This is a genomic window from Mycobacterium sp. KBS0706, assembly GCF_005938675.2.
In the GTDB taxonomy this organism is placed as follows: domain Bacteria; phylum Pseudomonadota; class Alphaproteobacteria; order DSM-16000; family Inquilinaceae; genus Inquilinus.
The window spans coordinates 1-25,392 of sequence record NZ_VCCH02000030.1 but is presented as its reverse complement, the minus strand read 5'-3'; the positions used below and the strand labels follow the sequence as shown (position 1 = coordinate 25,392).

Sequence of the window (25,392 nt, the reverse complement as noted above, 5' to 3'; positions counted from 1 at the left end):
GGCGATGCCCCGCTCGATCGGATCGCGCCGGCGCTGGGGAACCCTGCTCCTGACCGGGGGCATGGCACCCGTGGCGCTGCTGTGGCTGGCGCCGCTCTATCTCATGGTGATCTTCTCCACCCTGCCGGACTACGCCATCTTCTCGCCGGAGCTGCCGCTGACCCCCGGCGACAACTTCTTCACGAACCTCGCCTTCCTCGACGACACGGCCAGCTTCGGCCGGGCGATGCTGAACTCGATCGGCATCGCCATCGTCTCGGCGGCGCTGTCGCTGATGTTGACCAGCATGGCCGGCTACGCCTTCGCCCGCTTCCAGTTCGTCGGCAAGCAGGCGACCTTCAGCCTGCTGGTGGCGACGCTGACCGTGCCCTATGCCGTGGTGATCATTCCCCAATACGTGCTGGTGGCGCGTGACCTGGGCCTGTCGAACACCTGGATCGCGGTGATCGTGCCGCCGCTGTTCAACTCGATTGGCGTGCTGTTCATGCGCCAGACCTTCCTGTCGCTGCCGCAGGAGCTGTTGGACGCCGCCCGCATCGACGGCGCGCGTGAGGGCCGGATCTTCTTCACCATCGCCCTGCCGCTGGTCCGGCCCAGCATGGCGGCGCTGGCGATCATCCTGTTCCTCGCCTCCTGGAACAACTATCTGTGGCCGCTGCTGGTCGCGACCGAGTCCGCGGCCCGGACCGCGCCGGTGGCGCTGGGCAGCCTGATCGGCCTCAACGTCGTGCCCTGGGGCGCGCTGATGGTCGGGGCCATGCTGCTGACCCTGCCCATGCTGGTCGTCTTCATCTTCCTGCAGCGCTATTTCGTCGCCGGCATCACCGCCGGCGCCGTGAAATAGCGCCCCACCTTCCGTTTCCGACGAGGCTTCCGAATGCTCGGCGTCTGCTATTACCCGGAACACTGGCCCGAAGCGTGGTGGGAGGACGATGCCCGCCGGATGCGCGAGGTCGGCATCACCTTCGTCCGCATCGCCGAATTCGCCTGGTCGCGGATCGAGCCGGAGCCGGGGCGCTTCGACTGGGCCTGGCTCGACCGCGCCATCGACACGCTGGGCGCCGCCGGGCTGAAGGTGGTGATGTGCACGCCGACGGCGACGCCGCCGAAATGGCTGATCGACCGCCATCCGGACATTCTGCCGGTGGATGAGAACGGCCGCGTCCGCGGCTTCGGCTCGCGCCGGCACACCAGCTTCTCCAGCCGCACCTGGCTCAAGGAGAGCGCGCGGATCACCGAGGAAGTGGCGCGGCGCTACGGCAGCCATGACGCGGTCGCCGGCTGGCAGACCGACAACGAATTCGGCTGCCACGACACCGTGCTGTCCTACGGGCCGGAGGACGTCGCCGCCTTCCGCACCTGGCTGCGCCACCGCTACCAGACGCCGGATGCGCTGAACCAGGCCTGGGGCAACGTGTTCTGGTCGATGGAGGCCGGCGCTTTCGACGAGATCATCGCCCCGGTCGGCGCGGTGACCGAGACCAACCCGGCGGCGCGACTGGACTATTGGCGCTTCGCCTCGGATCAGGTCGCCGCCTACAACCGGATGCAGGTCGAGATCATCCGCGAGCATTCGCCCGGCCGTTTCGTCACCCACAACTTCATGGGCTTCTTCCAGGAGTTCGACCACTGGCCGGTCGGCGAGGACCTCGACATCGCGTCCTGGGACAGCTACCCGCTGGGCACGCTGGAGAAGATCGCCTGCGACGATGACGAGCGGGCGCGCTGGGCCCGCACCTCGCACCCCGACCTGGCGCCGTTCAACCACGACCTCTACCGCGCCGTCGGCCGCGGCCGCTGGTGGGTGATGGAGCAGCAGCCCGGGCCGGTGAACTGGGCCGCCTGGAACCCGGTGCCGAAGCCCGGCATGGTCCGGCTGTGGAGCTGGGAGGCCCTGGCCCACGGCGCCGAGGTCGTCAGCTATTTCCGCTGGCGGCAATGCCCCTTCGCGCAGGAGCAGATGCATGCCGGGCTGAACCGGCCGGACCGCAAGCTCTCGGTGGGCGGCCAGGAGGCGACGCAGGTCGGGCAGGAGCTGGCGAAGCTCGGCGCCCTGCCCGCCTCCGGCCAGGCCCCGGTGGCGCTGGTGTTCGACTACGAGACCTCCTGGATCACCCGGATCCAGCCGCAGGGCCGCGACTTCCGCTACACCGATCTGGTGTTCCGCTGGTACGAGGCGATCCGCCGCTTCGGCCTGGATGTCGACATGGTCCGCCCGGGCGCGTCGCTGGCCGGCTACAAGGCGGTGGTGGTGCCGAGCCTGGCGACCGTGTCGGAGGCGGCGCGGCAGGCCTTCGCCGCCACCGACGCCGTCATCCTGTTCGGCCCGCGCACCGGGTCGAAGACCCGCGACTTCTCCATTCCGGATGAGCTGCCGCCGGGCCTGCTGCAGGAGCTGCTGCCGCTGAAGGTCACCCAGGTCGCGTCGCTGCGCCCGAACCTGGTGGAGCCGGTCGAGGGCGCCGGCCTGAAGGGATCCATCCGCCGTTGGCGCGAATGGCTGGAGACCGACCTGCCGGCGCAGGCCAGCTTCGCCGACGGCGCCCCGGCCCTGGTCGGCGACGGCCGCCGCTCCTACCTGGCCGGCTGGCCGGACCCGGCGCTGCTGCGCGGCGTCATCGCCGACCTCTTGGGCCGCGCCGGGCTGGACCTGATCGAGCTGCCGGAGGCGGTGCGGCTGCGCCGCCGCGGCGGGCTGACCTTCGCCTTCAACTATGGCGAGGCCGACTGGGCTGCGCCGGTGAAGGATGCCGGCCGCTACCTGCTGGGTGGGCCCGTGGTGCCGCCGCAGGGCGTGGCCTGCTGGCGGACGGAATAAGGGAAGCGAGAGATGATCTACGGCACGATCCCCGGCGTCGCGAAGCCGGTGGCCCGGATGGTGATGGGCGTCGACAACCAGGACGACCTGGCGAAGGCGGCGCCGCTGTTCGACGACTATGTCGAGCGCGGCGGCAACTGCTTCGACACCGCCCGGATCTATATGCGCGGCGGTTGCGAGGCGCTGTTCGGCGAATACCTGGCGAACAGCGGTGTCCGCGACAGCATCGTCCTGATCGGCAAGGGCGCGCACACCCCGAACTGCACGCCGGAGGCGGCGCGCGGCCAGCTGGAGCAGAGCCTGGAGGCGCTGCGCACCGACCGCGTCGACATCTACTTCCTGCACCGCGACAACCCGCAAGTGCCGGTCGGCGAGTTCGTCGACGTGCTCGACGCGCTGCACCGCGAGGGCCGGATCGGCGTGTTCGGCGGCTCGAACTGGAGCCTGGAGCGGTTCCGGGCGGCCAACGACTACGCCAGGCGCACCGGCAAGACCGGCTTCACGGTGCTGAGCAACAACCTGGCCCTGGCCCGGATGGTCGAGCCGGTCTGGGCCGGCTGCGTCTCGGCCCGCGACCCGGAGTGGCTGCGCCACCTGGAGGAGAGCGGCACGGCGCTGTTCGCCTGGTCCTCGACCGCGCGCGGCTTCTTCACCGAGCGCGGCGACCCGTCCCGGGCGGCCGAGGAGGCGGAGATCGCGAAGTCCTGGCACGCCGAGGACAATTTCGAGCGGCGCCGCCGCGCCATCGCTTTGGCCGAGGCCAAGAGCACCAGCCCGGTGCAGATCGCCATGGCCTGGGTGCTGTCGCAGCCCTTCGCCACCTTCGCTCTCTCCGGCCCGCGCACGCTCGACGAGAGCCGCCGCAACATCGAAGGCCTGTCGGTCACCCTGACCGAGACCGAGCGCGACTGGCTGGACCTGAAGCGGGACACGCCGTAGCCCCCTGCCCCACCTGTCATTGCCGGGCGCGACCCGGCAATCCAGAAAACGTCGAGACCTACCGGATGCCCGGGTCACGCCCGGGCATGACATTTTGGGAGGTCTAGCGGAGGGCAACAGCACTACACGATGGGACTCGCGCCATCGGCCGCAACGAGCGATGTTTGGCCGATGGCGCGGGGGACGTCGTGTACGAGATCGAATTCGCCGAACCGATTCTCACCTCTTGCGATTGCTGCGGCCTGCCCAGCACCCGACTGGTCCGCCTCGTGTCCCGCGATGGCGAAGCCTTCGCGATCTATCGCGCGATGCTGACGCGCGGCCCACGGCACCCACGAGCGGAGATGATCGTCGGCTTGGGAGACTGGAACGAAGCCGCATCCCCCGAGGATCGTGTCGCTTTCGCATTCCAGCTCTGGTCCGATGATAGCCAATACAATGTCGGCATCGTCGGGTCGGAGCAGACGATTTGGTCCTCGGGAGTCCTGGGCCGCATTCTCGCCAGGGAAGAGGCTCTGCGTCACCCCCGACTCAAGGACGTCTTCGATCTGAGCGATCACATCGTGGACCACGACCGCCCATTGGCGGACTACCTGGACGGCCGGGACTAAGCCTGCGGCGAGTCGTAGCATCCTCGTCATCAACCGACGCGACCACCCAGGAAACCATTTGCAAATTGGTTCCCTTTGCGCTTGGCTGTTCGGCAAGACAAAGCGGCGCCGCGCGCCATGATCGATCCTCAGGGTCGGCTGGCCGGGCGTTCTCAAGCCCAACAGGGAATGGCAGATGGCTCGGAGCCGGACCGGCGGACGCAGCCTTTGAGAGACCAATGGCTGAAGTGGTTTCATCCGAATCCCCCATATCCACGTCGACAGGCGTGTCGAACTCCAGCGTGGCGCTGGAGCGGCTGCGCGCGCTCTTGGACGCCGAGGGCGACCGTGCCGAATGGCAGCTGCCGACCGAGCGCGACTTGGCCGCCCGGATCGGCGTCGGTCGCCGCGCCGTCAGGCGGGCGCTGGAGGTGCTGGAGGCCGAGGGCCGGATCTGGCGCCGCCAGGGCAAGGGCACCTTCGCCGGCCAACAGCCGCCGGTGCAGCCGCATCTGATCGCGTCCCTGGCCGACCGCACCAGCCCGCTGGAGGTGATGGAGGCGCGGCTGAACATCGAGCCGGCGCTGGCCCGGCTGGCCGCCCTGAAAGCGTCGCCCGAGAGTGTGGCCGCGCTGCGCCGGATCGAGCGCAAGACCGCGGCCAGCACGGACAGCGATGGCCACGAGCTGTGGGACAGCGCCTTCCACCGCCACATCGCCGAGACCGCCGGCAACGGCCTGCTGCTGGCCCTGTTCGACTGCATCGACCGGATCCGCCAGTCGCCGTCCTGGCGCCGGCTGCGCGAGACGGCACGCAACCGCATCCGCCTGCGCGCCTATACCAGCCAGCATGGCGAGATCGTCGCCGCCATCGCCCGGCACGATGGCGCCGGGGCCGAGGCGGCGATGCGCCGCCACCTGCTGGCGCTGCAGGCCAATCTCGAGGCGGCGATGCATGGCGAGCCGGCGCCGCAGGACCGCACCGCCCGCCTTGGCGACAGCACGGAGGCGGCCGATGGCCTCGGTCTCTGACGCCCGCATCGCCCGCGCCCCCACCACTGCACCGGAGCCGGCGCGCGAGACGGTGCTGGAAGTGCAGGATTTCGCCCTGTCGCTGTCGCTCGGCAACAACCTGGTGGAGGGCGTCTCCTTCTCCGTCGCCCGCGGCGAGACTTTGTGCATCGTCGGCGAATCCGGCTGCGGCAAGAGCATCACCGCGCTGGGGCTGATGGGCCTGCTGCCGCCGGTGGCGAGCATCACCTCCGGCACCGCCCGGTTCGAGGGCCGCGACCTGTTCCAGCTGACCGACCGGCAGCGCGCCGACCTGCGCGGCAGCCGGATGGCGATGATCTTCCAGGAGCCGATGACCAGCCTGAACCCTGCCTTCACCATCGGCGACCAGATCGCCGAGGGCATCCGCCGGCACAAGGCGATGGGCAAGGCCGAGGCGCGCGGCCGGGCGCTGGAGATGCTGCGCCGGGTGCGCATCCCGGCGCCGGAGAAGCGGCTGGACGCCTATCCGCACCAGCTGTCGGGCGGCATGCGCCAGCGCGCCATGATCGCCATGGCCCTGGCCAACGACCCGCAGCTGCTGATCGCCGACGAGCCGACCACGGCACTGGACGTCACCATCCAGGCCCAGATCCTGGCGCTGGTGCGGCGGCTGCAGGACGAGACCGGCACCGCCATGATCCTGATCACCCACGACCTCGGCGTGGTGGCGGAGGTCGCCGACCATGTCGCGGTGATGTACGCCGGCCGCATCGTCGAATCCGGCCCGGTCGACGCCATCTTCGAGGATCCGCAGCACCCCTACACCATCGGGCTGATGGGGTCGGTGCCGTCGCTGGGCCGGCGCGAGGGGCGCCTGGCCACCATCCCGGGCACGGTGCCGCCGGCCGACCGCATGCCGTCGGGCTGCCGCTTCGCCCCGCGCTGCCCCTTCGCCGAGCCGCGCTGCACCGCCGAGGCACCGCCGGCCAGGCTGGTCGGCCCGGACCACCACGCCGCCTGCTGGTTCGCGCCGCTGGAACAGCATGCCGGAGGCGCCGCATGAGCGACGCCGCGCTTCTCGAAGGCAAGGGCCTGGTCAAGCGCTTCGGCGGCGGCCGCAGCCTGTTCGGCGGCTCGCCGCTGGTGCATGCGGTCGACGGCGTATCGCTCGCGATCCAGCCGGGCGAGACCTTCGCCGTGGTCGGCGAATCCGGCTGCGGCAAGTCGACCCTCGGCCGTCTGCTGCTGCGGCTGATCGAACCGACCGCCGGCCAGGTGATCTATCGCGGCCGCGAGCTGACCGCCCTGCCGCCGAAGGAGATGCGGGCGCTGCGGCGCGAGCTGCAGATCATCTTCCAGGACCCCTATGCCTCGCTCAACCCGCGCATGACCGTCGGCGACATCATCGGCGAGCCGATCTGGCTGCACGGCCTGGGCGGCGGGGCGGAGCGGCGCGACCGGGTGGCGGAGCTGCTGCGCATCGTCGGCCTGCTGCCGGACCATGCCGGCCGCTATCCGCATGAATTCTCCGGCGGCCAGCGCCAGCGCATCGGCATCGCCCGGGCGCTGGCCGGCCAGCCGGTGCTGATCGTCGGCGACGAGCCGGTCTCGGCGCTAGACGTCTCGATCCAGGCGCAGGTGATCAACCTGCTGGAGGAGTTGAAGGAGCGCTTCGGCCTGACGCTGGTGATCGTCGCCCACGACCTGGCCGTGATCCGGCATATGAGCGACCGGGTGGCGGTGATGTATCTCGGCGAGATCGTCGAACAGGCGCCGGTCGACGCGCTGTTCGACGCGCCGCTGCATCCCTACACCCAGGCGCTGATGAAGGCGATCCCGGTGCCCAGCCCGAGCGGGCGACAGGCGAAGTCGCTGCTGCAGGGCGACGTGCCCAGCCCGACCGCGCCGCCACCCGGCTGCCGCTTCCACACCCGCTGCCCGCACGCCAAGCCGATCTGCTCCGAGGTCCGGCCGCCCGCCGAGGAGGCCGAGCCCGGGCGCAGCGTCGCCTGCCATTTCTGGCGCGAGATCCAGGATGCCGGGGCCGGCGCCCTGGCCGCGCCGCCGACGCCGCCCCGCCTCGCCGCGAGGCTGTCGCTCTACCGCGCCCGCCAGGCAGCGGCCCATCCATAAGAAACCGAACAGGAGGCTCATTTCATGCGCGCACGCCCCATTCTCCTCATGCTCGCCGGCCTGTTGCTCAGCGGCACGGCCTATGGCCAGACCACGCTGAGGGTCGGGCTGAACGAGGACCCCGACGTGCTGGATCCACACCGGGCCCGCACCTTCGTCGGCCGCATCGTCTTCGCCTCGCTCTGCGACAAGCTGATCGACATCAACCCCGAGCTCGGCTTCGTGCCGAAGCTGGCGACCAGCTGGTCCTGGAGCGACGACAACCTGACCCTGACCTTCACCCTGCGCGAGGGCGCCACCTTCCAGGACGGCGAGCCGATCGACGCCACCGCGGTGAAGGCCAATCTCGACCGCGCCCGCACCCTGCCCGACAGCCTGCGCAAGAGCGAGCTGGCCTCGGTCGCCGATGTCGTCGCGGTCGACCCGAAGACGGTGGCGATCAAGCTGTCGCGCCCCGACGCCACCCTGCTGGCCCAGCTGTCCGACCGCGCCGGCATGATGCTGGCGCCGAAGGCCTTCGCCGGCGACAATTTCGGCCAGAAGCCGGTCTGCTCCGGCCCCTACAGCTTCGTCGAGCGGGTGCAGAACGACCGCATCGTGCTGCAGAAATACGCGGGCTACTGGGACGCCGCGAACTACAAGATCGACAAGGTGGTGTTCCAGCCGATCCCGGACACCACGGTGCGCCTGGCCAACCTCAAGGCCGGCGACCTCGACATGCTGGAGCGGCTAGCCCCGTCCGACGTCGAGGCGGTGAAGGCCGATCCGGAGCTGGTGTTCGCGCCGGTCACCGGCATCGGCTACCAGGGCATCACCATCAACACCGGCAATGGCGACCGCGCCAAGAACCCGCTGGGCCAGGACAAGCGCGTGCGCCAGGCGCTGGAGCTGGCGATCGACCGCGACGCGATCAACCAGGTGGTCGGGGCCGGCATCTACCCGCCGGCGCAGCAGCCCTTCCCCCAGGCCAGCCCCTATTTCAGCGACAAGTTCCCGGTGCGCGCCCGCAACCTGGAGAAGGCCAAGCAGCTCTTGAAGGAGGCCGGGCATGAGCGGGTGTCGTTCGAGATGGTGTTCGGCACCGGCACCACGGCGCAGCAGATCGCCGAGCTGATCCAGGCGATGGCGTCGGAGGCCGGCTTCGACATCAAGCTGCGCGCCACCGAGTTCGCGGCGATGATGAAGGAGGCGGCATCGGGCAATTTCGAGGCCGAGCAGGTCGGCTGGTCCGGCCGCGTCGACCCCGACGGCAACATCCACGCCTTCGTCACCTGCAAGGGCAACCTGAACGACGGCAAGTACTGCAACGAGGAGGTCGACAAGCTGCTGAACGCCGCCCGGCAGACGCCAGACCAGGCCAAGCGCAAGGAGCTGTACGACCAGGCCCAGGCCATCCTCGAGGACGAGCTGCCGATCATCTACACCTACTACCAGCCCTGGCCGTTCGTGCTGTCGAAGAAGGTGAAGGGTTTCACCGCCTATCCCGACGGCATGATCCGCCTGAAGGGCATGAGCATCGAGGGCTGAGGATGCTGGTGCTCGCTCCCGCCCGACCGCTTCCAATCGAGTCCCCCGTCCCCTCGCGGGAGGGGGCCAGGGGGAGGGGGGACTCTGAGGGGCTTGTGGTGGAGGTCCTGCACCCATGACCCGGATCATCCTGCGCCGGCTGATGGTGGCCGTGCCGACCATCATTCTGGTGTCGATGCTGGTCTTCGCCCTGCAGAAGCTGCTGCCGGGCGACCCGGTACTGGCCATGGCGGGGGAGGAGCGCGACCCCGCGGTCCTGGAATACCTGCGCGACAAGTACCGGCTGAACGATCCGATCCCGGTGCAGTACTTCGCCTGGATCGGTCGGGTGGTGCAGGGCGATTTCGGCATCTCGCTGCGCACCGACGCGCCGGTGACCGAGCTGATCGCCCAGAAGCTGCCGGTGACCATCCAGCTGGCCGCCATGGCCATGGTCTTCGCCCTCCTGATCGGCATCCCGGCCGGCATCATCGCCGCGGTGCGCAAGGGCACCACGGTCGACTACGCCGCCAACGTCTTCGCCCTGTCCGGCCTGTCGATCCCGAACTTCTGGCTCGGCATCATGCTGATCCTGCTGGTCTCGGTGGAGTGGCGGCTGCTGCCCGCCTCGGGCTACGTGTCGCCGTCGCAGGACCTGTGGCTCAGCTTCAAGACCATGCTGATGCCGTCCTTCGTGCTGGGCAATGCGCTGGCGGCCACGCTGATGCGGCACACCCGGTCGGCCATGCTCGGCGTGCTGCGGTCGGACTATATCCGCACCGCCCGGGCCAAGGGCCTGCTGGGCCCCGCCGTGGTGCTGAAGCACGCCTTCCGCAACGCGCTGGTGCCGATCGTCACCCTGGTGACGCTGCTGTTCGGCGAGCTCCTGGCCGGCGCGGTGCTGACCGAGCAGGTCTTCACCATCCCGGGCTTCGGCAAGCTGATCGTCGACGCCGTGTTCAACCGCGACTACGCCGTGGTCCAGGGCGTGGTGCTGTGCACCGCCATCGGCTTCATCGCCATGAACCTCTTGGCCGACGTGCTGTACATCCTGATCAACCCGCGGCTGAGGTACCCGTCATGACCGCGACGGCCCTGGGCACCGAAGCCCCCGCCCGGAATCGGCGCAGCCGCGGCCTGCAGAAATTCCTGCGCAACAGGAGCGCGGTGGTCGGCGCCGTGCTGGTGCTGGCCTTCGTGCTGCTCGCCGTGCTGGCGCCGCTGGTGACGCCGCAGGACCCGCTGCAGACCAGCTTCACGGCCATTCGCAAGGCACCGTCGGCCGCGCATTGGCTGGGCACCGACGATCTCGGCCGGGACATCTACACCCGCCTCGCCTATGGCGCCCGCGCCTCGTTGATGGCCGGGGTGATCTCGGTCGCCATCGCGCTGGCCGTCGGCGTGCCTTTCGGGCTCGTGGCCGGCTATTACGGCGGGCTGGTCGACGGCGCCATCTCGCGCGCCACCGAGGCGATGCTGGCCATCCCCTTCCTGATCCTGGCGATCGCGCTGGCCGCCTTCCTCGGCCCCAGCCTGTCCAACGCGATGATCGCGATCGGCCTGTCGGCGATGCCGATCTTCATCCGCCTGACCCGCGGCCAGGTGCTGAGCGTGAAGACCGAGGATTATGTCGAGGGCGCCCATTCGATCGGCCTGCCCCATCGCTGGATCATCATCCGCTACATCCTGCCGAACGTGCTGCCGCCGTTGATCGTGCAGGCGACGCTGACCATCGCCACCGCCATCATCGCCGAGGCCAGCCTGTCCTTCCTCGGCCTCGGCCAGCAGCCGCCGAGCCCGTCCTGGGGCTCGATGCTGAACACCGCCAAGAACTTCATGAGCCAGGCGCCCTGGATGTCGGTCTTCCCGGGCGGCGCGATCTTCCTGGTCGTGCTGGGCTTCAACCTGCTGGGCGACGGATTGCGCGACGCCCTGGACCCCCGCGAAAGCTGAGAGACAAGCATGTTCACCACCCGACCCGAGCTGCTCGGCACCTTCGGCATGGTCACCTCGACCCACTGGCTCGGCAGCGCCGCCGGCATGGCCATGCTGGAGCGCGGCGGCAACGCCTTCGACGCCTGCGTCGCCACCGCCTTCGTGCTGCAGGTGGTGGAGCCGCACCTGGTCGGCCCCGGCGGCGACGTGCCGGTGGTGTTCCACTCGGCCGCCACCGGCAAGACCCAGGTGCTGTGCGGCCAGGGCCCGGCCCCGGCCGGCGCCACCATCGCGCATTACAAGAGCGAGGGGCTGGAGCTGATCCCCGGCAACGGCCTGCTCGCCACCGTCATCCCCGGCTCCTTCGGCGCCTGGATGGTGCTGCTGCGCGACTACGGCACGCTGACCGTGCGCGACGTGCTGGAGCCGGCGATCCACTATCTCGAGGGCGGCCACCCGGTGCTGCCGCGCGTCGCCGACACCATCGCCGGCCTGAAGGACTTCTTCGAGACCGAGTGGCCGAGCTCCGCCGCCGTGTTCCTGCCGGGCGGGTCGGCGCCGAAGGCCAAGCAGCTGTTCCGAAACCCGGATCTGGCCGAGACCTGGAAGCGGATCATCCGCGAGGCCGAGGCGGCGGGCGGCGATCGCGAGCGCCAGGCCGACGCGGCCTACGCCGCCTTCTACCGCGGCTTCGTGGCCGAGGCGATCCACCGGTTCGCCCGCACCACCGAGGTGATGGACGAGAGCGGCCAGCGCCATCGCGGCGTCATCACCGGCGACGACCTCGCCGGCTGGGGGCCAAGCTACGAGGCGCCGCTGACCTATGATTATCACGGCCACACCCTGGCCAAGATCGGGCCTTGGGGCCAAGGTCCGGTGTTCCTGCAGACGCTGGCCCTGCTGAAGGACATCGACCTGGCGTCGATGGGCCCGGCCAGCGCCGATTTCGTGCACACCGTGACGGAGGCGATGAAGCTCGCCTTCGCCGACCGCGAGGCCTATTACGGCGACCCCCGCTTCGGCGATGTGCCGGTCGAGGCGCTGTTGTCCGACGGCTACAGCGACGCCCGCCGCGGCCTGATCGGCGCCACCGCCTCGCGCGAGCTGCGGCCCGGCCGGGTGCCGGGCTACGAGGCCCAGGTCGACCGGGTGATGGCGGTGCTGGAGCGGCTGTCCAAGGTCAGCGGCACCAGCCTGGAGACGCTGGCGGCGAGCGAGCCGACCATGGCCGACATGCTGTCGGCCCGGCGCGGCGACACGGTGCATATCGACGCGGTCGACCGCTGGGGCAACATGGTGGCGGCGATGCCGTCGGGCGGCTGGCTGCAATCCTCGCCGGTGGTCCCGGGGCTCGGCTTCATGCTGAACTCCCGGGCCCAGATGTTCTGGCTGGAGCCGGGCCTGCCGGCCAGCCTGGCGCCGGGCAAACGGCCGCGCACCACTTTGACCCCCTCCCTCGCCCTGCGTGACGGCCGGCCCTACATGGTGTTCGGCTCGCCCGGCGGCGACCAGCAGGAGCAGTGGCAGCTGCAGCTGTTCCTGCGCCATGTCCATCACGGGCTGACCCTGCAGGAAGCGATCGAGCAGCCGATGTTCCACACGGCGCATTTCCCGAGCTCCTTCTACCCGCGCGAGCGCAAGCCCGGCCATCTGCTGGCGGAGGAGAATTTCGGGCCCGAGGTTCTGGCGGAGCTGCGCCGCCGCGGCCATGCGCTGGAGGAAGCGCCGGCCTGGACCGTCGGCCGCCTGGTCGCCGCATCCCGCGACCCCGACGGCCTGCTGCACGCCGCCGCCACCCCGCGGCTGATGCAGGCCTACGCGGCGGGGCGCTGAGGATCAGCCCCTCCTCCCCCGCAGGACGGGGGAGGAGGCGGCCCTACTCCGCCAGCTCGCGCATCACCTTGATCAGGTCGGACTTGCCTTCGAAGCCGATGCCCGGCAGGTCGGGCATGACGATGTGGCCGGCCTCGACCCGCACCCCGTCCGGGAAGCCGCCATAGGGCTGGAACAGGTCCGGGTAGCTCTCATTGCCGCCGAGTCCGAGACCGGCGGCGATGTTCAGCGACATCTGGTGCCCGCCATGCGGGATGCAGCGCGACGGCGACCAGCCGAGTTGCGCCAGGACGTCGAGGGTGCGCAGATACTCCACCAGCCCGTAGGACAGGGCGCAGTCGAATTGCAGCCAGTCGCGGTCCGGACGCATCCCGCCATAGCGCAGCAGGTTTCTCGCGTCCTGGTGCGAGAACAGGTTCTCGCCGGTCGCCATCGGCCCGGGATAGAACTCGGACAGGGCCGCCTGCAGCGCGTAGTCCAGCGGGTCGCCCGCCTCCTCGTACCAGAACAGCGGGTACTCCCGCAGCATGCGGGCATAGGCGATGGCGGTCTCGAGATCGAAGCGGCCATTGGCGTCGACCGCCAGCCGCGCCGCGCTGCCGATCTCCGCCAGCACGGCCTCGATGCGGCCGCGGTCCTCGGCGATCGGGGCGCCGCCGATCTTCATCTTCACCACGGTGTAGCCGCGGTCGAGATGGCCGCGCATCTCCGCCCGCAGCGCCGAATTGTCCTTGCCGGGGTAGTAATAACCGCCCGCGGCGTAGACGAAGACGCGCAGGTTGGCCTCGCGCCCCTTCCGCTGCGCCAGCAGGCGGAACAGCGGCTGGCCGGCGATCTTGGCGACTGCGTCCCACACCGCCATGTCGATGGTGCCGACGGCGACCGAGCGCTCGCCGTGGCCGCCCGGCTTCTCATTCGCCATCATCGCCGCCCAGATCCGGTGCGGGTCGAGATTGGCGCCTTCATCGTCGAGCAGGCTGGCCGGGTCCGCCGCCAGGATCCGGTCGCGGAAGCGCTCGCGGATCAGCCCGCCCTGGCCGTAGCGCCCGTTCGAGTTGAAGCCGTAGCCGACGACCCGGCGGCCGTCGCGCACCACGTCGGTCACCACCGCCACCAGGCTGGCGGTCATCTTGGAGAAGTCGATATAGGCGTTGCGGATCGGGGAGGCGATCGGCTTCGTCACCTCCACGACATCGACAATACGCATGCTGGCTGGCCTGTGTTTTCGTGCGGAAGACGCCGCGGCGTCAGCCCCGAATCCTAGCAACCATCGCGACGATGGTCTCGGCCAATTCCGCCTCTGCCTCCGCGGCAGTCAATTCGCCGTTCGCTGCGGCGGCGGACAGGGCTTCGGCGGCGCCGAGCACTGCCCAGAGGCCGGCGGGGGCGATGGCGCCGGCCTTGGCGAAGGGAGCGAGCGCGCCGCGGCAGGTTTCCCGGAACGCCGCGTCGCACGCGCGCTTGACCTTCTCCAGTTCCGGCGAGCTGGTCAGCGCCGCGACCACGCCGGGGATCTCACGGCCCTGGGCCAGCACGCAGTCGAGATAGGCGGAGGCGATCACCGCGGCCCGGCCGGCCAGGGTCGGCTCGCCGGTCTGCAGCGCGGCCTGCAGCAGGGCCGTCTGGCGGTCGTCGAACTCGCGGTACAACGCGATCAGCAGCCCGGTGCGCGTGCCGAAATGGTCGTAGACCACCGGCTTGGTGATGCCGGCCTGCTCGGCCAGCCGGCCGAGCGTCAGAGCGTCCGTCCCCTCCTCCCGCACCAGCCGCCAGGCAGTGTCCATGAGCTGGCGATGCCGCTCCTCCCGCGACAGGCGGCGGCGCGGCCGTGGGTCGATTTCTCTCGGTTCGATGCTTGACATGGCTATATACCAAACGTAACTTACTAAAAGTATATAACCTCTTCCCCTTCCCCGCAATCACCTGCAGGAGTTGCCGGCATGCACGCGCTCATCGTCGTCGCGCATCCCGATCCCGGATCGCTGACCCATGCCGTCGCCGCCCGACTCGCCGAGGGCGTGAGCAAGTCCGGCCATTCCGCCCAGATCGCCGATCTCATGGCGGAAGGCTTCGACCCTCGCTTCACCGCGACCGACCACGCCGTCCATCTCAAGCAGGCGGCGCCCTCCGCCGAAATCCTCGCCGAGCAGGCGCGGATCGACCGCGCCGACACGCTGGTGCTGGTCTATCCGGTCTATTGGTGGTCGATGCCCGGGCTGCTCAAGGGCTGGATCGACCGGGTCTTCATCAATGGCTGGGCCTATGACGAGATCCCCGGCGGCAAGCTGGAGAAGAAGCTGGGCCGCCTGCCGGTCCATCTCGTCGCCCTCGGCGGCGCCGGCCAGCAGACCTATGAGCGGCACGGCTATTCCGGCGCCATGAAGACGCAGATCGACCACGGCATCTTCGACTATTGCGGCGCCCGCGTCGTCACATCGGAGTTTCTGTTGCCCTCGGATATTCAGGATCCGGGCGCCCATCTGGAAACCGTCTATGCCATCGGCGGCCGGCTGTTCCAGGCTGCCGAACGAAGTGACGCGGCCGATGCCGCCTGACCGCGCTACACTGAGCTTTGTCCGACACACCAGCTCCTGAACTGGAAGGGCAATGGCCGGTTTCGACGTAAAGCCTCTGGACGAAACCACATGGCCGGATTTCGCCGGCTTGGTCGAACGGCACAACGGCGTCTGGGGCGGCTGCTGGTGCATGTCCTTCCACCCGGAAGGCGTCAGCCGCTCCAAGCCGCCGGCGCAGAATCGGTCGGAGAAGGAGCGTCGGGTCCGGGACGGCCATGCCCATGCCGCCCTGGTGTATGACGGCGCGACCTGCGTCGGCTGGTGCCAGTTCGGACCGACGGAGGAGTTGCCGCGGATCAAGCACCAGCGCGCCTATCGCGACGGGCTGACCGCCTTGCCGGATTGGCGGATCACCTGCTTCTTCGTCGACAAAGCCTATCGCGGCAAGGGAGTCGCCGCGGCCGCGCTCGCCGGCGCCCTGCAGGAGATCGCCCGGCTGGGCGGCGGTACGGTCGAGAGCTATCCCGAGAATGCCGACGGCCGGTCGGTCTCCTCGTCCTTCCTGCACAACGGGACGGTGTCGATGTTCGAGCGCGCGGGCTTCGAGCGCACCCGCCGCATCGGCAAGGACCGCTGGATCGTCGCGAAGACCCTCACCTGAGCCGCCTGGCTCGTCAGCGCAGGCCCGAGAGCAGCGCCCCGATCCGGCGCCCGGCGGCGGTGAGCTGGGCGCGGCTGACCACCCGCACCTGTTCGACATAGTCTGGCGAAAGAACCCGGGCGGAGCCCGGCGAGTTGCCTGCCCTCAGCCTCCCGCGCGCATAGGCGACCTCATAGGCAAGCTCACGCGTATGGGCCACCCAATGGGCAAAGGCGGTCTCCGGGTCCGGCGACAGCGTCTCGGCCGGCGGATCCTGCTCCAGCTTGGCCTCGAGCGATCCCGACGGCGCGAGGACGAGCCCGGCCGGATGGCCCGCCGAATCCCAGAACCGGTGCAGGCGCTCGGGCTCGGCATCCGGCGAGGGGCGGACCCAGGCCCATTGCCCGCCGGCATCGGTGATCGGGAACCGCCACGACATCCACATCGCCGTGTGCAGCGGCTGGTGCATGTCGCCGACGATGTGCATCACCCAGCACAGCGCGACCGCCCGGTCCGCGTCGGATGCCGCGGCGTCATGCGCGACCGCGAGATTGCGCCCGAATTCGAACTGGGCGCTGCCGAAGGCGAAGGGGATCGCGCTGCGGGCCGAGGACACGATCCGCTGGCTCGTATGCCAGACCGGATGAGCATAGGGGGTGCCCCGCACGGCATCCGGCCAGATCGCCATCAGCTCGAACATCCGGCGCTCGCCCTCACGGCCGGTCAGGCCGCCGAGCTGGGAATCGAAGCGCGCCCGGTCCGGATGCGCCTGCATCAGCCGGAGGATGGCCGCGATCGCCTCCGGGTCGCGCTGCTCGAGGATGTCATAGGCCAGCGCGCCAGTGGCCATGTGGCCTTCGCGCACCCAGGCCGACGCCTGGTGCGGCACGATCAGCACCAGCATCAGCACCGCGCCGAGTGTTCTCCAGCAGCGCGTGAGATGGAGAGCTCGCATCCGCACCTCCGGGATCGGGAAGCCTATCCCGACCTATTTGGCCTGCCTCGATTGCACGGCAAGAACCGGAGTGAGGTCGGGTCGGCCCCTCGCCATGTTCCTCCTACAGCGAATGACGGAAGGAGAGACGAGATGGGTGCATTGGCAGGCAAGGTGGCGATCGTCGCCGGGGCCAGCTCCGGCATCGGCCGGGCCGCGGCGGTGCTGTTCGCACGCGAAGGCGCGGCTGTTGTCGCGGGAGCCCGCCGGCAAGCGGAGCTCGACGCGCTGGTCGGGGAGATCGCGGAGGCCGGCGGCCGGGCCGCGGCGCTGGCGGGCGACGTCACCGACGAAGCCTATGCCCCGGCGCTGGTGGCGCTGGCCGAGGAGCGGTTCGGCGGCGTCGACATCGCCTTCAACAATGCCGGCATGGTCGGGCCGATGGCGCCGACACCGGAGGTGACGCCCGCGGCCTGGCGCGAGACGGTCGAGGCCAACCTGACCAGCGGCTTCCTGGCGGCGCGGCACCAGATCCCGGCGATGCTGCGGCGCGGCGGCGGATCGCTGATCTTCACCTCGACCTTCGTCGGCTACACGGTCGGCTTCCCGGGCGTGGCCGCCTATGCCGCCAGCAAGTCCGGGCTGATCGGGCTGGTGCAGGCGCTTGCGGTCGAGTTCGGCGGCCGCGGCATCCGCGTCAACGCGCTGCTGCCGGGCGGCACCGAGACGCCGATGTACCGGGAGTTCGCCAAGACCCAGGCGGAGCGCGACTTCATCACCGGCCTGTACCCGATGAAGCGCCTGGCCAGCCCGGAGGAGATGGCGCGGTCGGCGCTCTACCTCGCCTCCGACGCCTCCAGCTTCACCACCGGGACGGGGCTGCTGGTCGATGGCGGGGTGTCGATCACCAGGACATAGGCAGCGCATCGTTTCACGTCGCCTCTCCCGCTGACCGGACCTTTTCACAACGCTCATCCCTCGCCGTCATTGCGAGGAGGCGAGGCCGACGAAGCAATCCAGGGGCCGGTTCGCACTGGCCCCTGGATTGCTTCGCTGCGCTCGCAATGACGGTGTTTGGTATTCTGAAAAGTCTCGCGTGGCAGGAGAGGCAACGCAAAGAGAGGCGTCCGACCGCTGGCCCTAGGCCACCACCCCCGCATGGTGCTCCGCCGCGGCCAGCACTGTCTCCATCTGCACCTGGTGGCCCAGGGAGAAGCGGTCGCCATAGATGGTCTCGTCAGGGTACTCGGTGATCAGGGTCAGCGGCGGCACGTGGCGCTCATCCGGGCCGATCAGGCAGGGGATGCCGTTGATCACGGTGAACGGCCCCGCCCCGGCATGGGCGCCATAGGCGGCGAGCTGCATCCGGTTCAGCTCCAGCAGCGGCTCGATCCGGGCCAGGCGGCGGGTCACCGCCTCGATCAGCGCCATTCCCGGCTCCTCCCAGCCCGCATGGTGGCGCAGCACCAGGAAGAAGCCCTTCGGGATGGTCCACATCTCGAAGCCGCGCGGCAGGTAGCCGGTGAAGGGCCGGGTCCATTCATGCGCCGGATAGCCGTGCAGGTTGACATGCAGCTGTGCCCCGGTGCGCGCGATCGCCTCGCTGCGCGCCGCGCGCTCGAAGAGCCCGTCACCGCTGCGGTATTCGAGATCGTCGCCCAGCGCGGTGTAGCGCGCGGCGTGATGCATGTGCCGCGGATTGTCCCGGCACAGCCGCCGGTGCAGGGCGTAGCCGTCCGGATTCTCCAGCGGGATCAAAGCGAGATGGTGCTCCGGGTCCTGCAGCAGCAGCTGCGCGGCGCGCAGGGCGCCCACGGGGCCGGTGGTCTCGTTGGCGTGCTGGCCGCCGGTGACCACGACGGCCGGGCGCGACCCCGGCCGGATCAGCCCCGGCACCGCCCGCCCCTGCCGCGACCGAGCCAGGATCGGCTGCCCACCCAGCGCGGCCAGTTCGCGATGCACCTGCTCGATCGACAGCGGCGCCTCCGCCGTCTCCACCGCCTGCGCCAGCCAGTCGCCGGGTTCGCCGGACACGTCGAACGGCACGGTCTCGACCCGCACCCGCGGCGCGCCGGCCCGGATCTCCGGCACGATCTGGCCCGGCTGCAGCCGGCGGTCGCCGGCCGGGCGGCCGGAGTGGCGCTGGAACACCTCGAGCAGCGTGAAGTACAGGTCCTCGTGCAGCGCCTCGTGCAGGCTGACGGCTTCCTCGTGGAAGGGCAGCGCCCGCTCGATCGCCGGCGCCTCGACCGTGATCGCCAGCCGCTCGAAATAGGGTTCGTCCGTGCCCCAGGGATGGGCCTTCACGGTCTCGACCACGGCACGGAACAGGCCTTCGACCTCAGTCTCCATCCGCTCGTCGAGGTCGGGCTCGCCCTCGGGCCGGCCGGTGACGCGCAGCCAGCCGGTCGGCGACAGGCACGGGGCGTCGAGATGGTCGGTGTCCAGATGGTTCGGGGCGAAGACCTCCGTCGTCGAGTTCCGCCCGTCCCGATAGGTCAGGGCCACCCGGTAGCACAGCCTCTCGTCGCCCGGCTTGAAGCGCAGCTCGACCCCGTCCAGCAGCGGCTTCAGCGGGTAGGCCTCGAGCAGGAAGCGGTCGGGCACGGCCGCGGGATGCACCGGGTAGCAGATGACGGCCTTGGCCAGCCCCTCGGTCTCGATTTCCTCCAGGAACGCATGCAGCAGCGGCTTGTAGGCGCTGCGCAGCCGGGCCGAGACGCCGGCCGAGGCCAGGGTGGTCTCGGTCTCGCGGCGCGCCGCCTCGTCCTCGAACAGCCAGGCCTCCACCGCCGCGCCGTGGTGGCCGTCGGACAGGTCGCGCAGCAGGGCGTCGAGGGTCCGCGGCGCCTCGCGGTCCAGGAGAAGGGTCATGGTCAGAGCTTTCCGGTCGGGTCGAGGACGTCGCGCAGCCAGTCGCCCAGGAGGTTCAGGCCGAGCACGGTGAGCATGATGGCGAGGCCGGGGAAGACGCTGATCCACCAGGCCGTCTGCACATAGGTGCGGCCGTCGGCCAGCATGCCGCCCCAGCTGGGGATCAGCGGGTCGACGCCGAGGCCGAGGAAGGTCAGGCTGCTCTCCAGCAAGATGTTGTTGGCCACGTTCAGCGTCATCAGGATGACGATCGGGCCCAGCACGTTGGGCAGCAGGTGGTCGAGGATGATGCGGTGGTCGCGCACGCCGATCGCCGCGGCGGCCTGCACGAATTCGCGTTCGCGCAGCGACAGCACCGAGCCGCGGACGAGCCGGGCGTACTGCACCCATTGCGAGACGATCATGAAGAAGATCACCCGATCGAGCCCGCCGCCGAGGATGGCGATGAAGGTCAGCGCGATCAGGATGAAGGGCAGCGCCTGCTGCACGTCGGCGCAGCGCATCAGCACCAAGTCCCAGATGCCGCGATAGTAGCCGGCGACCAGGCCGGCCAGCGTGCCCAGCACCACCGCGCCGGCGACCGAGGCGAAGCCGACGGTCAGCGAGATGCCGCCGCCCGTCACCACCCGGGCCAGCACGTCGCGGCCAACCGGGTCGGTGCCGAGCGGATGCGTCCAGGACTGGAACGGCGGCAGCAGCCGGGCGGTCAGGTCGAAGCCCTCGCCGCCGTCCGGAAACAGGAGGCCGGCGCACAGCACCGCCAGCACCATGATGCCGGTCAGCACAGCACCAAGGATGAACTCGAGGTTGCGCAGGCGGCGTGACCAGGGCCGGCTGTCTTCGACGATCGCCATCGCTCACTCGGTGCGGATGCGCGGATCGACCAGCCCATAGGCGATGTCGACCGCGAGGTTGATGACGACGATCAGGATCGCCAGCACGGTGATCACCGCCTGCAGCACCGGATAGTCGCGGGCGGCGATGGCGTCGAAGGCCAGCGACCCCATGCCGGGCCAGGCGAAGACCTGCTCGACCACCACGATGCCGCCGACCAGCCCGCCGAACTGCAGCCCGATATAGGTGATCAGCGGGATGGCGCAGTTGCGCAGCGCGTGCTTGTACAGCACCACCCGCTCGCGCAGGCCCTTGCTGCGGGCGACCATGACGTATTGCGCCGACAGCGTCTCCAGCATCGCGGTGCGCACCAGCCGGACATTGGTGGCCGTGAGGATGATCGCCATGGTGGCGGCCGGCATCACCAGGCTGGCGGCGCCTTCCATCCCGCTCGGCGGCAGCCAGCCCAGGGCGATGGAGAAGACCAGCACCATCATCATGGCGAGCCAGAAGTTCGGGAAGGACAGCCCGACCAGCGACAGGATGCGGATCCCCTGGTCGACCGCCCGTCCCTTGTGCACGGCGGCGTGGATGCCGAGCGGGATCGACAGGACGATCGAGGCCAGCAGCGAGACGAAGGCCAGCAGCAGCGTCGCCGGCAGCGCCCGGCCGACCAGCAGGGTGACCGGGGTGCCCCCGAGGAAGCTGCGGCCGAGATCCCCGGTCAGCAGACCCTGCAGGAAGCCGAGATACTGGACCAGGAACGGCCGGTCGAGGCCGAGGGCGATGCGGATCCGCTGCAGATCCTCCTCGGTCACGCTGCCGGCGCCCTGGGCCAGCATGATCGCCGGATCGCCGGTCAGGCGGATCGCCCAGGAGACCAGCAGCGTCACCACCAGCACCACGAACACCGCGAGCGCCACCCGCTTGGCGACGAAGCCGATCATGGGCGACGCACCAGCAAAACCGAGTCCCCCCTCCCCTCGCGGGAGGGGGTTAGGGGGAGGGGGTTGTCGATCGAAGGGAACCGGCGCGCGGTCCTACAAGCCGCATCACTCATGTAACTCGCGGCGACCGCCCTTGCGGCGCGAACCCCCTCCCCCTGCCCCCCTCCCGCAGGGGGAGGGGGGACTAAGAGAGGGAGCCACTTCCTGGAAGCCCAAGCCATCATTCGACCGTCGCCTCGACGAAGCGCATCCGCTCGTCGGAGGGCAGCTGGGCGTTCTGCACCCGCTTGCTGACGCCGTAGATGGTGTTCTGGTTGTACAGCGGCAGCTCCATCGCCTTGTCGGCGACATAGCCGGCGATCGCCTGCAGGGTCTTCTCGCGCTCGGCCGGGTCGTAGGTCTTGCGCTGCACCTCCAGCATCGCATCCAGTTCCGGGATGCTGTCATACGGGTTCCACTTCTCACCCGTGTGGTACATCAGATAGGCGGTGTTGTCGTAGTCGAAGGTCCAACCGCCCCAGCCTTCCTGGAACAGCGCGCCGGTCTTGCCGTTCGGCACGATATCGTTGAGGAAGACATTGCTCTCATAGGGCTTCAGCGTCGCCTTGAAGCCGACCATCTGCAGATAGCCGGCCACCGCCTGCAGCACCTCGCGCAGGGTGGCGTTGTCGCCGCGGAAGTCGAGCTGCAGCGGCGTGCCCGGCTTCACCCCGGCCTGGGCCAGCAGCGCCTTGGCGCCGGCCGGGTCGAAGGGCAGCGGCTTCAGCTCGGGCGGATAGCCGAAGGACAGCCGGCTCTGGAAGCTGACGATCGGCTCGGCCTGGCCGGCCAGCACGGTCTTGACGATGGTGTCGCGGTCCACCGCCATGATGATCGCCTTGCGCACGTCCTCCTTCGCTGTCAGCGGGTCCTTGGGGTTGAAGCGCATGGCGTAGACGGTCGGGCCCGGCACGCTGACGATCTGCAGCTTCTGGTCCTGCTCGATCACCGGCACCTGGGCGACCTCGATCTGGGTCGCGACGTCGACGCGGCCGGCCTGCAGCTCGGCCACCCGGGTCGAGGATTCGGCGATGAAGCGGTAGACCAGCTTGTCGATCTTCGGCGCCCCGCCCCAGTAATTCGGGTTGGCCTCCAGCGTCAGGCTGACCTTCGGCTCATAGGCCACGACCTTGAACGGGCCGGTGCCGATCGGCGCGGCGTTGAAGGCGTCGTCGCCCTTCTCGGCGATGTATTTCGGCGGCACGATCATGGCGCCGTAGCCGGCCAGCTTGGTCAGCAGCACCGGGTCCGGCCGCTTCATCACGAAATCGACCGTATGGTCGTCGACCACCGCGACATGGTCGATGGCGTTGTAGTTCGACTGCTGCGGCCCCTTGGCGCCCTCGGCACCGAGCAGCCGATCGAAGGTGAATTTCACCGCCGCGGCGTCGAACGCCTCGCCGTTCTGGAAGGTCACGCCCTCGCGCAGATGGAAGCGGATGCGGTTGGCGTCGTCCAGGAACTCCCAGCTCGTCGCCAGGCCGGGCACCAGCTTGAGGTCCGGACCGCGCATCACCAGCCCGTCGAAGATCTGGCTGCCGACCGACCCCCAGGCCACCAGGAAGGTGTCGATCGGGTCCCAGCTGCCGGGGTCCTGCCGCAGCGCGACGGTCAGCGTCCCCGCCGCCTGGGCCTGGGAGACCGCGGCCGGCAGCAAAGCCGCCGCCAGGGCCAGTCCGAGAGCATGCTTGCCGACGGTGTTTCTCATCATCGCCTTCCCTGTCCTGTTGTGATGGCGGCTCATGACTCGACCGCCGCGAAATGATGGGGCCCGACCGGATGCAGCCGGTGGATCGCCGGCTCGTCGCCGACCGCGCGCACCGGGCTCGGGATCTCGCCCTCCAGCGCCGGGCGCTGCGCCGCCCGCCCGGGGTCGGCCACCGGCACCGCCGCCAGCAGCCGTTTGGTGTAGGGGTGCCGCGGTGCCTCGAACACCGCCCGGCGCGGCCCGATCTCGACGATCTGGCCGAGATACATCACCGCGACGCGATGGCTGATCTTCTCCACCACCGCCATGTCATGGGTGATGAACAGGTAGGACAGGCGCTGCCGCGCCTGCAGCTCCATCAACAGGTCGACGATCTGGGCCTGGATCGAGACGTCGAGAGCCGAGACGGATTCATCGGCGATGATCAGCGTCGGGTCGCTGGCCAGCGCCCGGGCGATGCAGATGCGCTGGCGCTGGCCGCCCGAGAACTCATGCGGATAGCGGCCGGCCCGGGCCGCCGGCAGGCCCACCCTCTCCATCAGCTCATGCACCCGCCGCGTCACCGCCGGGCGGTCCGTCGCCAGCCGGTGGGTGACGATCGGCTCGGCGATCGAGAACCCGACCTTCTTGCGCGGGTCGAGCGCGGCGAAGGGGTCCTGGAACACGTACTGGATCTTCTGGCGCAGTCGCCGCCGCTCCGCCGCGCCCATCGCCAGCACGTCCTGCCCCTCGAAGCGGATGGCGCCCGAGGTCGGTTTCACCAGCTGCTGCAGGGTCTTGCCGATGGTCGACTTGCCACTGCCGGATTCGCCGACCAGCGCCAGCGTTTCGCCGGGATAGAGCTCGAAGCTGACCTCCTCCACCGCATGGACGCGGTGGGTGACGCGGCCGAAGACGGTCTTCTTCACGTCAAAACGCGTGGTCAGCCGGTCGACCGACAGCAGCGGCGTGGAGGTGTCGGCGGTGTCCTGCACCCGGGTCTCGCCGATGCTGCGCGGCGTGTCGCCGTCCAGCACGATCAGCGGCGTGCGCTTCGGCAGGTCCTCGCCGGCGAGGCTGCCCAGCCGCGGCACCGCCGACAGCAGCGCCTTGGTGTAGGGGTGCTGTGGCGCCCGGAAGATGTCGCGGACCGGCGCCTGCTCGACCTTGCGGCCGCGCCACATCACCAGCACCTCGTCCGCCATCTCCGCCACCACGCCCATGTCGTGGGTGATGAACAGCACGGCCATGCCGAGGTCGCGCTGCAGCTCGCGGATCAGGGTCAGGATCTGGGCCTGGATGGTGACGTCCAGCGCCGTGGTCGGCTCATCGGCGATCAGCAGGCGCGGCCGGCAGCACAGCGCCATCGCGATCATTACCCGCTGGCGCATGCCGCCCGACAGCTGGTGCGGGTAGCGGTCCAGCATCGCCCCGGCATCCGGCAGCCGCACCCGGCGCAGCAGCGCCTCCGCCTCCCGCCGCGCCTCGCGCAGGCTGAGGCGCTGGTGCAGCACCAGCGCCTCGACGATCTGGTTGCCGATGGTGAAGACCGGGTTCAGCGACGTCATCGGCTCCTGGAAGATCATCGCGATGTCGTTGCCGCGGATCTGGCGCAGCCGGTCCTCCGGCGCCTGCACCAGGTCGACCGGTGCCCCCTCCTCCGGCCGGAACCGGATCGACCCGCCGGTGATGGCGCCGCCGACATGCCGCACCAGCCGCATCACCGACAGCGCCGTGACCGACTTGCCGGAGCCAGATTCGCCGACGATGGCGAGCGTCCGGCCGGGGGCGAGGTCGAAGCCGAGCGACTGCACCGCGGCGAAGGGGCCTGTGGGCGTGTCGAAGCTGACGCTGAGATCGCGTGCCGACAGCAGGGCGCCGTCGGCCGCCGCGTCGGGGTGCGGCGCGTCGATGGTTTCGACGCCGGTCACAGGGTGGTCGCCGCGCGGGCGGCCTGCTCGTAATAACCCGAGAGGGCGCGCAGTTGCGCCCCCATCTGCGACAGCAGCTCCTCCGCCGGGCCGGTCGAGGTGGTGGCGCGGACCAGGAGCCGCTCGCGGATCTCGGCGTAGCGGTCGCAGGCGGCGCGGCCGGCATCGGTGATGCGGATCAGCTTCTCCTTGCCCGCTCGGCCGGTGGCGACGAGGCCGGCGAGCTGGTCGGCACGCTGCGCTT

Annotated in this window: 23 protein-coding genes; 14 read left to right on the top strand and 9 right to left on the bottom strand. The window is 69.9% G+C overall.

Going from position 1 to position 25,392, the window contains the following annotated elements; all coding sequences use genetic code 11:
• Positions 1–4 precede the first annotated feature (4 nt).
• The 11 genes from FFK22_RS17680 (at position 5) to FFK22_RS17630 (ending at position 12,746) form a co-directional block, all read left to right on the top strand.
• Positions 5–844: a carbohydrate ABC transporter permease gene (locus FFK22_RS17680; RefSeq protein WP_221938666.1), complete on the top strand. Its 840-nt coding sequence runs from the start codon at positions 5–7 to the stop codon at positions 842–844.
• A gap of 33 nt (positions 845–877) precedes the next feature.
• On the top strand, positions 878–2,818 hold the full coding sequence (locus FFK22_RS17675; protein WP_138888690.1) for a beta-galactosidase: 1,941 nt from the start codon (positions 878–880) through the stop codon (positions 2,816–2,818).
• A gap of 12 nt (positions 2,819–2,830) precedes the next feature.
• A complete protein-coding gene (locus tag FFK22_RS17670) occupies positions 2,831–3,757 on the top strand; it encodes an aldo/keto reductase (protein WP_138888691.1) in 927 nt (308 codons plus the stop codon).
• Between the two features lie 188 nt (positions 3,758–3,945).
• Entirely contained in the window at positions 3,946–4,368 is a 423-nt protein-coding gene (locus tag FFK22_RS17665) for a hypothetical protein (protein ID WP_138888692.1), read from the top strand.
• A gap of 266 nt (positions 4,369–4,634) precedes the next feature.
• Positions 4,635–5,378 carry a FadR/GntR family transcriptional regulator gene (locus FFK22_RS17660; protein ID WP_221938665.1) on the top strand — a complete coding sequence of 248 codons (744 nt, stop codon included), beginning with the start codon at positions 4,635–4,637 and terminating at the stop codon, positions 5,376–5,378.
• Positions 5,362–6,402 (top strand): ABC transporter ATP-binding protein, encoded by a 1,041-nt coding sequence (locus FFK22_RS17655; protein WP_138888694.1) that lies wholly within the window; start codon positions 5,362–5,364, stop codon positions 6,400–6,402. The genes FFK22_RS17660 and FFK22_RS17655 overlap by 17 nt, the downstream gene beginning before the upstream one ends.
• Positions 6,399–7,472, top strand: coding sequence for an ABC transporter ATP-binding protein (locus FFK22_RS17650; RefSeq protein WP_138888695.1), 1,074 nt, complete (start codon positions 6,399–6,401; stop codon positions 7,470–7,472). Before FFK22_RS17655 ends, FFK22_RS17650 begins: the two co-directional genes overlap by 4 nt.
• A 24-nt stretch (positions 7,473–7,496) precedes the next feature.
• The gene (locus FFK22_RS17645; protein WP_138888696.1) at positions 7,497–8,999 is read left to right on the top strand and encodes an ABC transporter substrate-binding protein; all 1,503 of its coding nucleotides are present in this window, start codon (positions 7,497–7,499) and stop codon (positions 8,997–8,999) included.
• A 115-nt stretch (positions 9,000–9,114) separates the two neighbouring features.
• The gene (locus FFK22_RS17640; protein ID WP_138888697.1) at positions 9,115–10,062 is read left to right on the top strand and encodes an ABC transporter permease; all 948 of its coding nucleotides are present in this window, start codon (positions 9,115–9,117) and stop codon (positions 10,060–10,062) included.
• Complete coding sequence (locus FFK22_RS17635) at positions 10,059–10,931, top strand: ABC transporter permease (RefSeq protein WP_138888698.1); 873 nt, start codon at positions 10,059–10,061, stop codon at positions 10,929–10,931. The genes FFK22_RS17640 and FFK22_RS17635 overlap by 4 nt, the downstream gene beginning before the upstream one ends.
• 9 nt (positions 10,932–10,940) lie before the next feature.
• Complete coding sequence (locus tag FFK22_RS17630; RefSeq protein WP_138888699.1) at positions 10,941–12,746, top strand: gamma-glutamyltransferase family protein; 1,806 nt, start codon at positions 10,941–10,943, stop codon at positions 12,744–12,746.
• A 43-nt stretch (positions 12,747–12,789) separates the two neighbouring features.
• On the opposite strand, the gene FFK22_RS17625 is transcribed toward FFK22_RS17630, so the two are convergent.
• A complete protein-coding gene (locus FFK22_RS17625; RefSeq protein ID WP_138888700.1) occupies positions 12,790–13,953 on the bottom strand; it encodes a mandelate racemase/muconate lactonizing enzyme family protein in 1,164 nt (387 codons plus the stop codon).
• Between the two features lie 40 nt (positions 13,954–13,993).
• The gene (locus FFK22_RS17620) at positions 13,994–14,530 is read right to left on the bottom strand and encodes a TetR/AcrR family transcriptional regulator (protein ID WP_306770125.1); all 537 of its coding nucleotides are present in this window, start codon (positions 14,528–14,530) and stop codon (positions 13,994–13,996) included.
• Positions 14,531–14,686: 156 nt separating this feature from the next.
• Between FFK22_RS17620 and FFK22_RS17615 the strand changes: the two genes are divergently transcribed.
• A complete protein-coding gene (locus FFK22_RS17615) occupies positions 14,687–15,301 on the top strand; it encodes an NAD(P)H-dependent oxidoreductase (protein WP_138888702.1) in 615 nt (204 codons plus the stop codon).
• 52 nt (positions 15,302–15,353) lie between these two features.
• Positions 15,354–15,923 carry a GNAT family N-acetyltransferase gene (locus FFK22_RS17610; RefSeq protein WP_138888703.1) on the top strand — a complete coding sequence of 190 codons (570 nt, stop codon included), beginning with the start codon at positions 15,354–15,356 and terminating at the stop codon, positions 15,921–15,923.
• Between the two features lie 13 nt (positions 15,924–15,936).
• Here FFK22_RS17610 and FFK22_RS17605 read toward each other — a convergent pair whose 3' ends face one another.
• A complete protein-coding gene (locus FFK22_RS17605; protein ID WP_138888704.1) occupies positions 15,937–16,857 on the bottom strand; it encodes a S1/P1 nuclease in 921 nt (306 codons plus the stop codon).
• Positions 16,858–16,989: 132 nt separating this feature from the next.
• Between FFK22_RS17605 and FFK22_RS17600 the strand changes: the two genes are divergently transcribed.
• Positions 16,990–17,754, top strand: a complete 765-nt coding sequence (locus FFK22_RS17600) for an SDR family oxidoreductase (protein WP_138888705.1) — start codon at positions 16,990–16,992, stop codon at positions 17,752–17,754.
• Positions 17,755–17,976: 222 nt separating this feature from the next.
• Here FFK22_RS17600 and FFK22_RS17595 read toward each other — a convergent pair whose 3' ends face one another.
• The 6 genes from FFK22_RS17595 to FFK22_RS43050 all read right to left on the bottom strand — a co-directional run.
• Entirely contained in the window at positions 17,977–19,710 is a 1,734-nt protein-coding gene (locus tag FFK22_RS17595; RefSeq protein ID WP_138888706.1) for a M14 family zinc carboxypeptidase, read from the bottom strand.
• 2 nt (positions 19,711–19,712) lie between these two features.
• Positions 19,713–20,564, bottom strand: a complete 852-nt coding sequence (locus FFK22_RS17590; protein ID WP_138888707.1) for an ABC transporter permease — start codon at positions 20,562–20,564, stop codon at positions 19,713–19,715.
• Positions 20,565–20,567: 3 nt separating this feature from the next.
• Positions 20,568–21,491 carry an ABC transporter permease gene (locus tag FFK22_RS17585; protein ID WP_138888708.1) on the bottom strand — a complete coding sequence of 308 codons (924 nt, stop codon included), beginning with the start codon at positions 21,489–21,491 and terminating at the stop codon, positions 20,568–20,570.
• 220 nt (positions 21,492–21,711) lie between these two features.
• Entirely contained in the window at positions 21,712–23,241 is a 1,530-nt protein-coding gene (locus tag FFK22_RS17580) for an ABC transporter substrate-binding protein (RefSeq protein ID WP_138888709.1), read from the bottom strand.
• Positions 23,242–23,270: 29 nt separating this feature from the next.
• Entirely contained in the window at positions 23,271–25,148 is a 1,878-nt protein-coding gene (locus FFK22_RS17575; RefSeq protein WP_306770124.1) for an ABC transporter ATP-binding protein, read from the bottom strand.
• On the bottom strand, positions 25,145–25,392 hold a 248-nt coding region (locus FFK22_RS43050; protein WP_221938664.1), incomplete at its 5' end, for a hypothetical protein. The genes FFK22_RS17575 and FFK22_RS43050, both read right to left, overlap by 4 nt.

What these genes read in the sequence shown, in the direction of transcription:
- FFK22_RS17680 (WP_221938666.1), top strand. Translation starts at nt 5, where the DNA reads ATGCCCCGCTCGATCGGATCGCGCCGGCGCTGGGGAACCCTGCTCCTG.
- FFK22_RS17675 (WP_138888690.1), top strand. Translation starts at nt 878, where the DNA reads ATGCTCGGCGTCTGCTATTACCCGGAACACTGGCCCGAAGCGTGGTGG.
- FFK22_RS17670 (WP_138888691.1), top strand. Translation starts at nt 2,831, where the DNA reads ATGATCTACGGCACGATCCCCGGCGTCGCGAAGCCGGTGGCCCGGATG.
- FFK22_RS17655 (WP_138888694.1), top strand. Translation starts at nt 5,362, where the DNA reads ATGGCCTCGGTCTCTGACGCCCGCATCGCCCGCGCCCCCACCACTGCA.
- FFK22_RS17650 (WP_138888695.1), top strand. Translation starts at nt 6,399, where the DNA reads ATGAGCGACGCCGCGCTTCTCGAAGGCAAGGGCCTGGTCAAGCGCTTC.
- FFK22_RS17645 (WP_138888696.1), top strand. Translation starts at nt 7,497, where the DNA reads ATGCGCGCACGCCCCATTCTCCTCATGCTCGCCGGCCTGTTGCTCAGC.
- FFK22_RS17640 (WP_138888697.1), top strand. Translation starts at nt 9,115, where the DNA reads ATGACCCGGATCATCCTGCGCCGGCTGATGGTGGCCGTGCCGACCATC.
- FFK22_RS17635 (WP_138888698.1), top strand. Translation starts at nt 10,059, where the DNA reads ATGACCGCGACGGCCCTGGGCACCGAAGCCCCCGCCCGGAATCGGCGC.
- FFK22_RS17630 (WP_138888699.1), top strand. Translation starts at nt 10,941, where the DNA reads ATGTTCACCACCCGACCCGAGCTGCTCGGCACCTTCGGCATGGTCACC.
- FFK22_RS17625 (WP_138888700.1), bottom strand. Translation starts at nt 13,953, where the DNA reads ATGCGTATTGTCGATGTCGTGGAGGTGACGAAGCCGATCGCCTCCCCG.
- FFK22_RS17620 (WP_306770125.1), bottom strand. Translation starts at nt 14,530, where the DNA reads ATGGACACTGCCTGGCGGCTGGTGCGGGAGGAGGGGACGGACGCTCTG.
- FFK22_RS17615 (WP_138888702.1), top strand. Translation starts at nt 14,687, where the DNA reads ATGCACGCGCTCATCGTCGTCGCGCATCCCGATCCCGGATCGCTGACC.
- FFK22_RS17610 (WP_138888703.1), top strand. Translation starts at nt 15,354, where the DNA reads ATGGCCGGTTTCGACGTAAAGCCTCTGGACGAAACCACATGGCCGGAT.
- FFK22_RS17605 (WP_138888704.1), bottom strand. Translation starts at nt 16,857, where the DNA reads ATGCGAGCTCTCCATCTCACGCGCTGCTGGAGAACACTCGGCGCGGTG.
- FFK22_RS17600 (WP_138888705.1), top strand. Translation starts at nt 16,990, where the DNA reads ATGGGTGCATTGGCAGGCAAGGTGGCGATCGTCGCCGGGGCCAGCTCC.
- FFK22_RS17595 (WP_138888706.1), bottom strand. Translation starts at nt 19,710, where the DNA reads ATGACCCTTCTCCTGGACCGCGAGGCGCCGCGGACCCTCGACGCCCTG.
- FFK22_RS17590 (WP_138888707.1), bottom strand. Translation starts at nt 20,564, where the DNA reads ATGGCGATCGTCGAAGACAGCCGGCCCTGGTCACGCCGCCTGCGCAAC.
- FFK22_RS17585 (WP_138888708.1), bottom strand. Translation starts at nt 21,491, where the DNA reads ATGATCGGCTTCGTCGCCAAGCGGGTGGCGCTCGCGGTGTTCGTGGTG.
- FFK22_RS17580 (WP_138888709.1), bottom strand. Translation starts at nt 23,241, where the DNA reads ATGATGAGAAACACCGTCGGCAAGCATGCTCTCGGACTGGCCCTGGCG.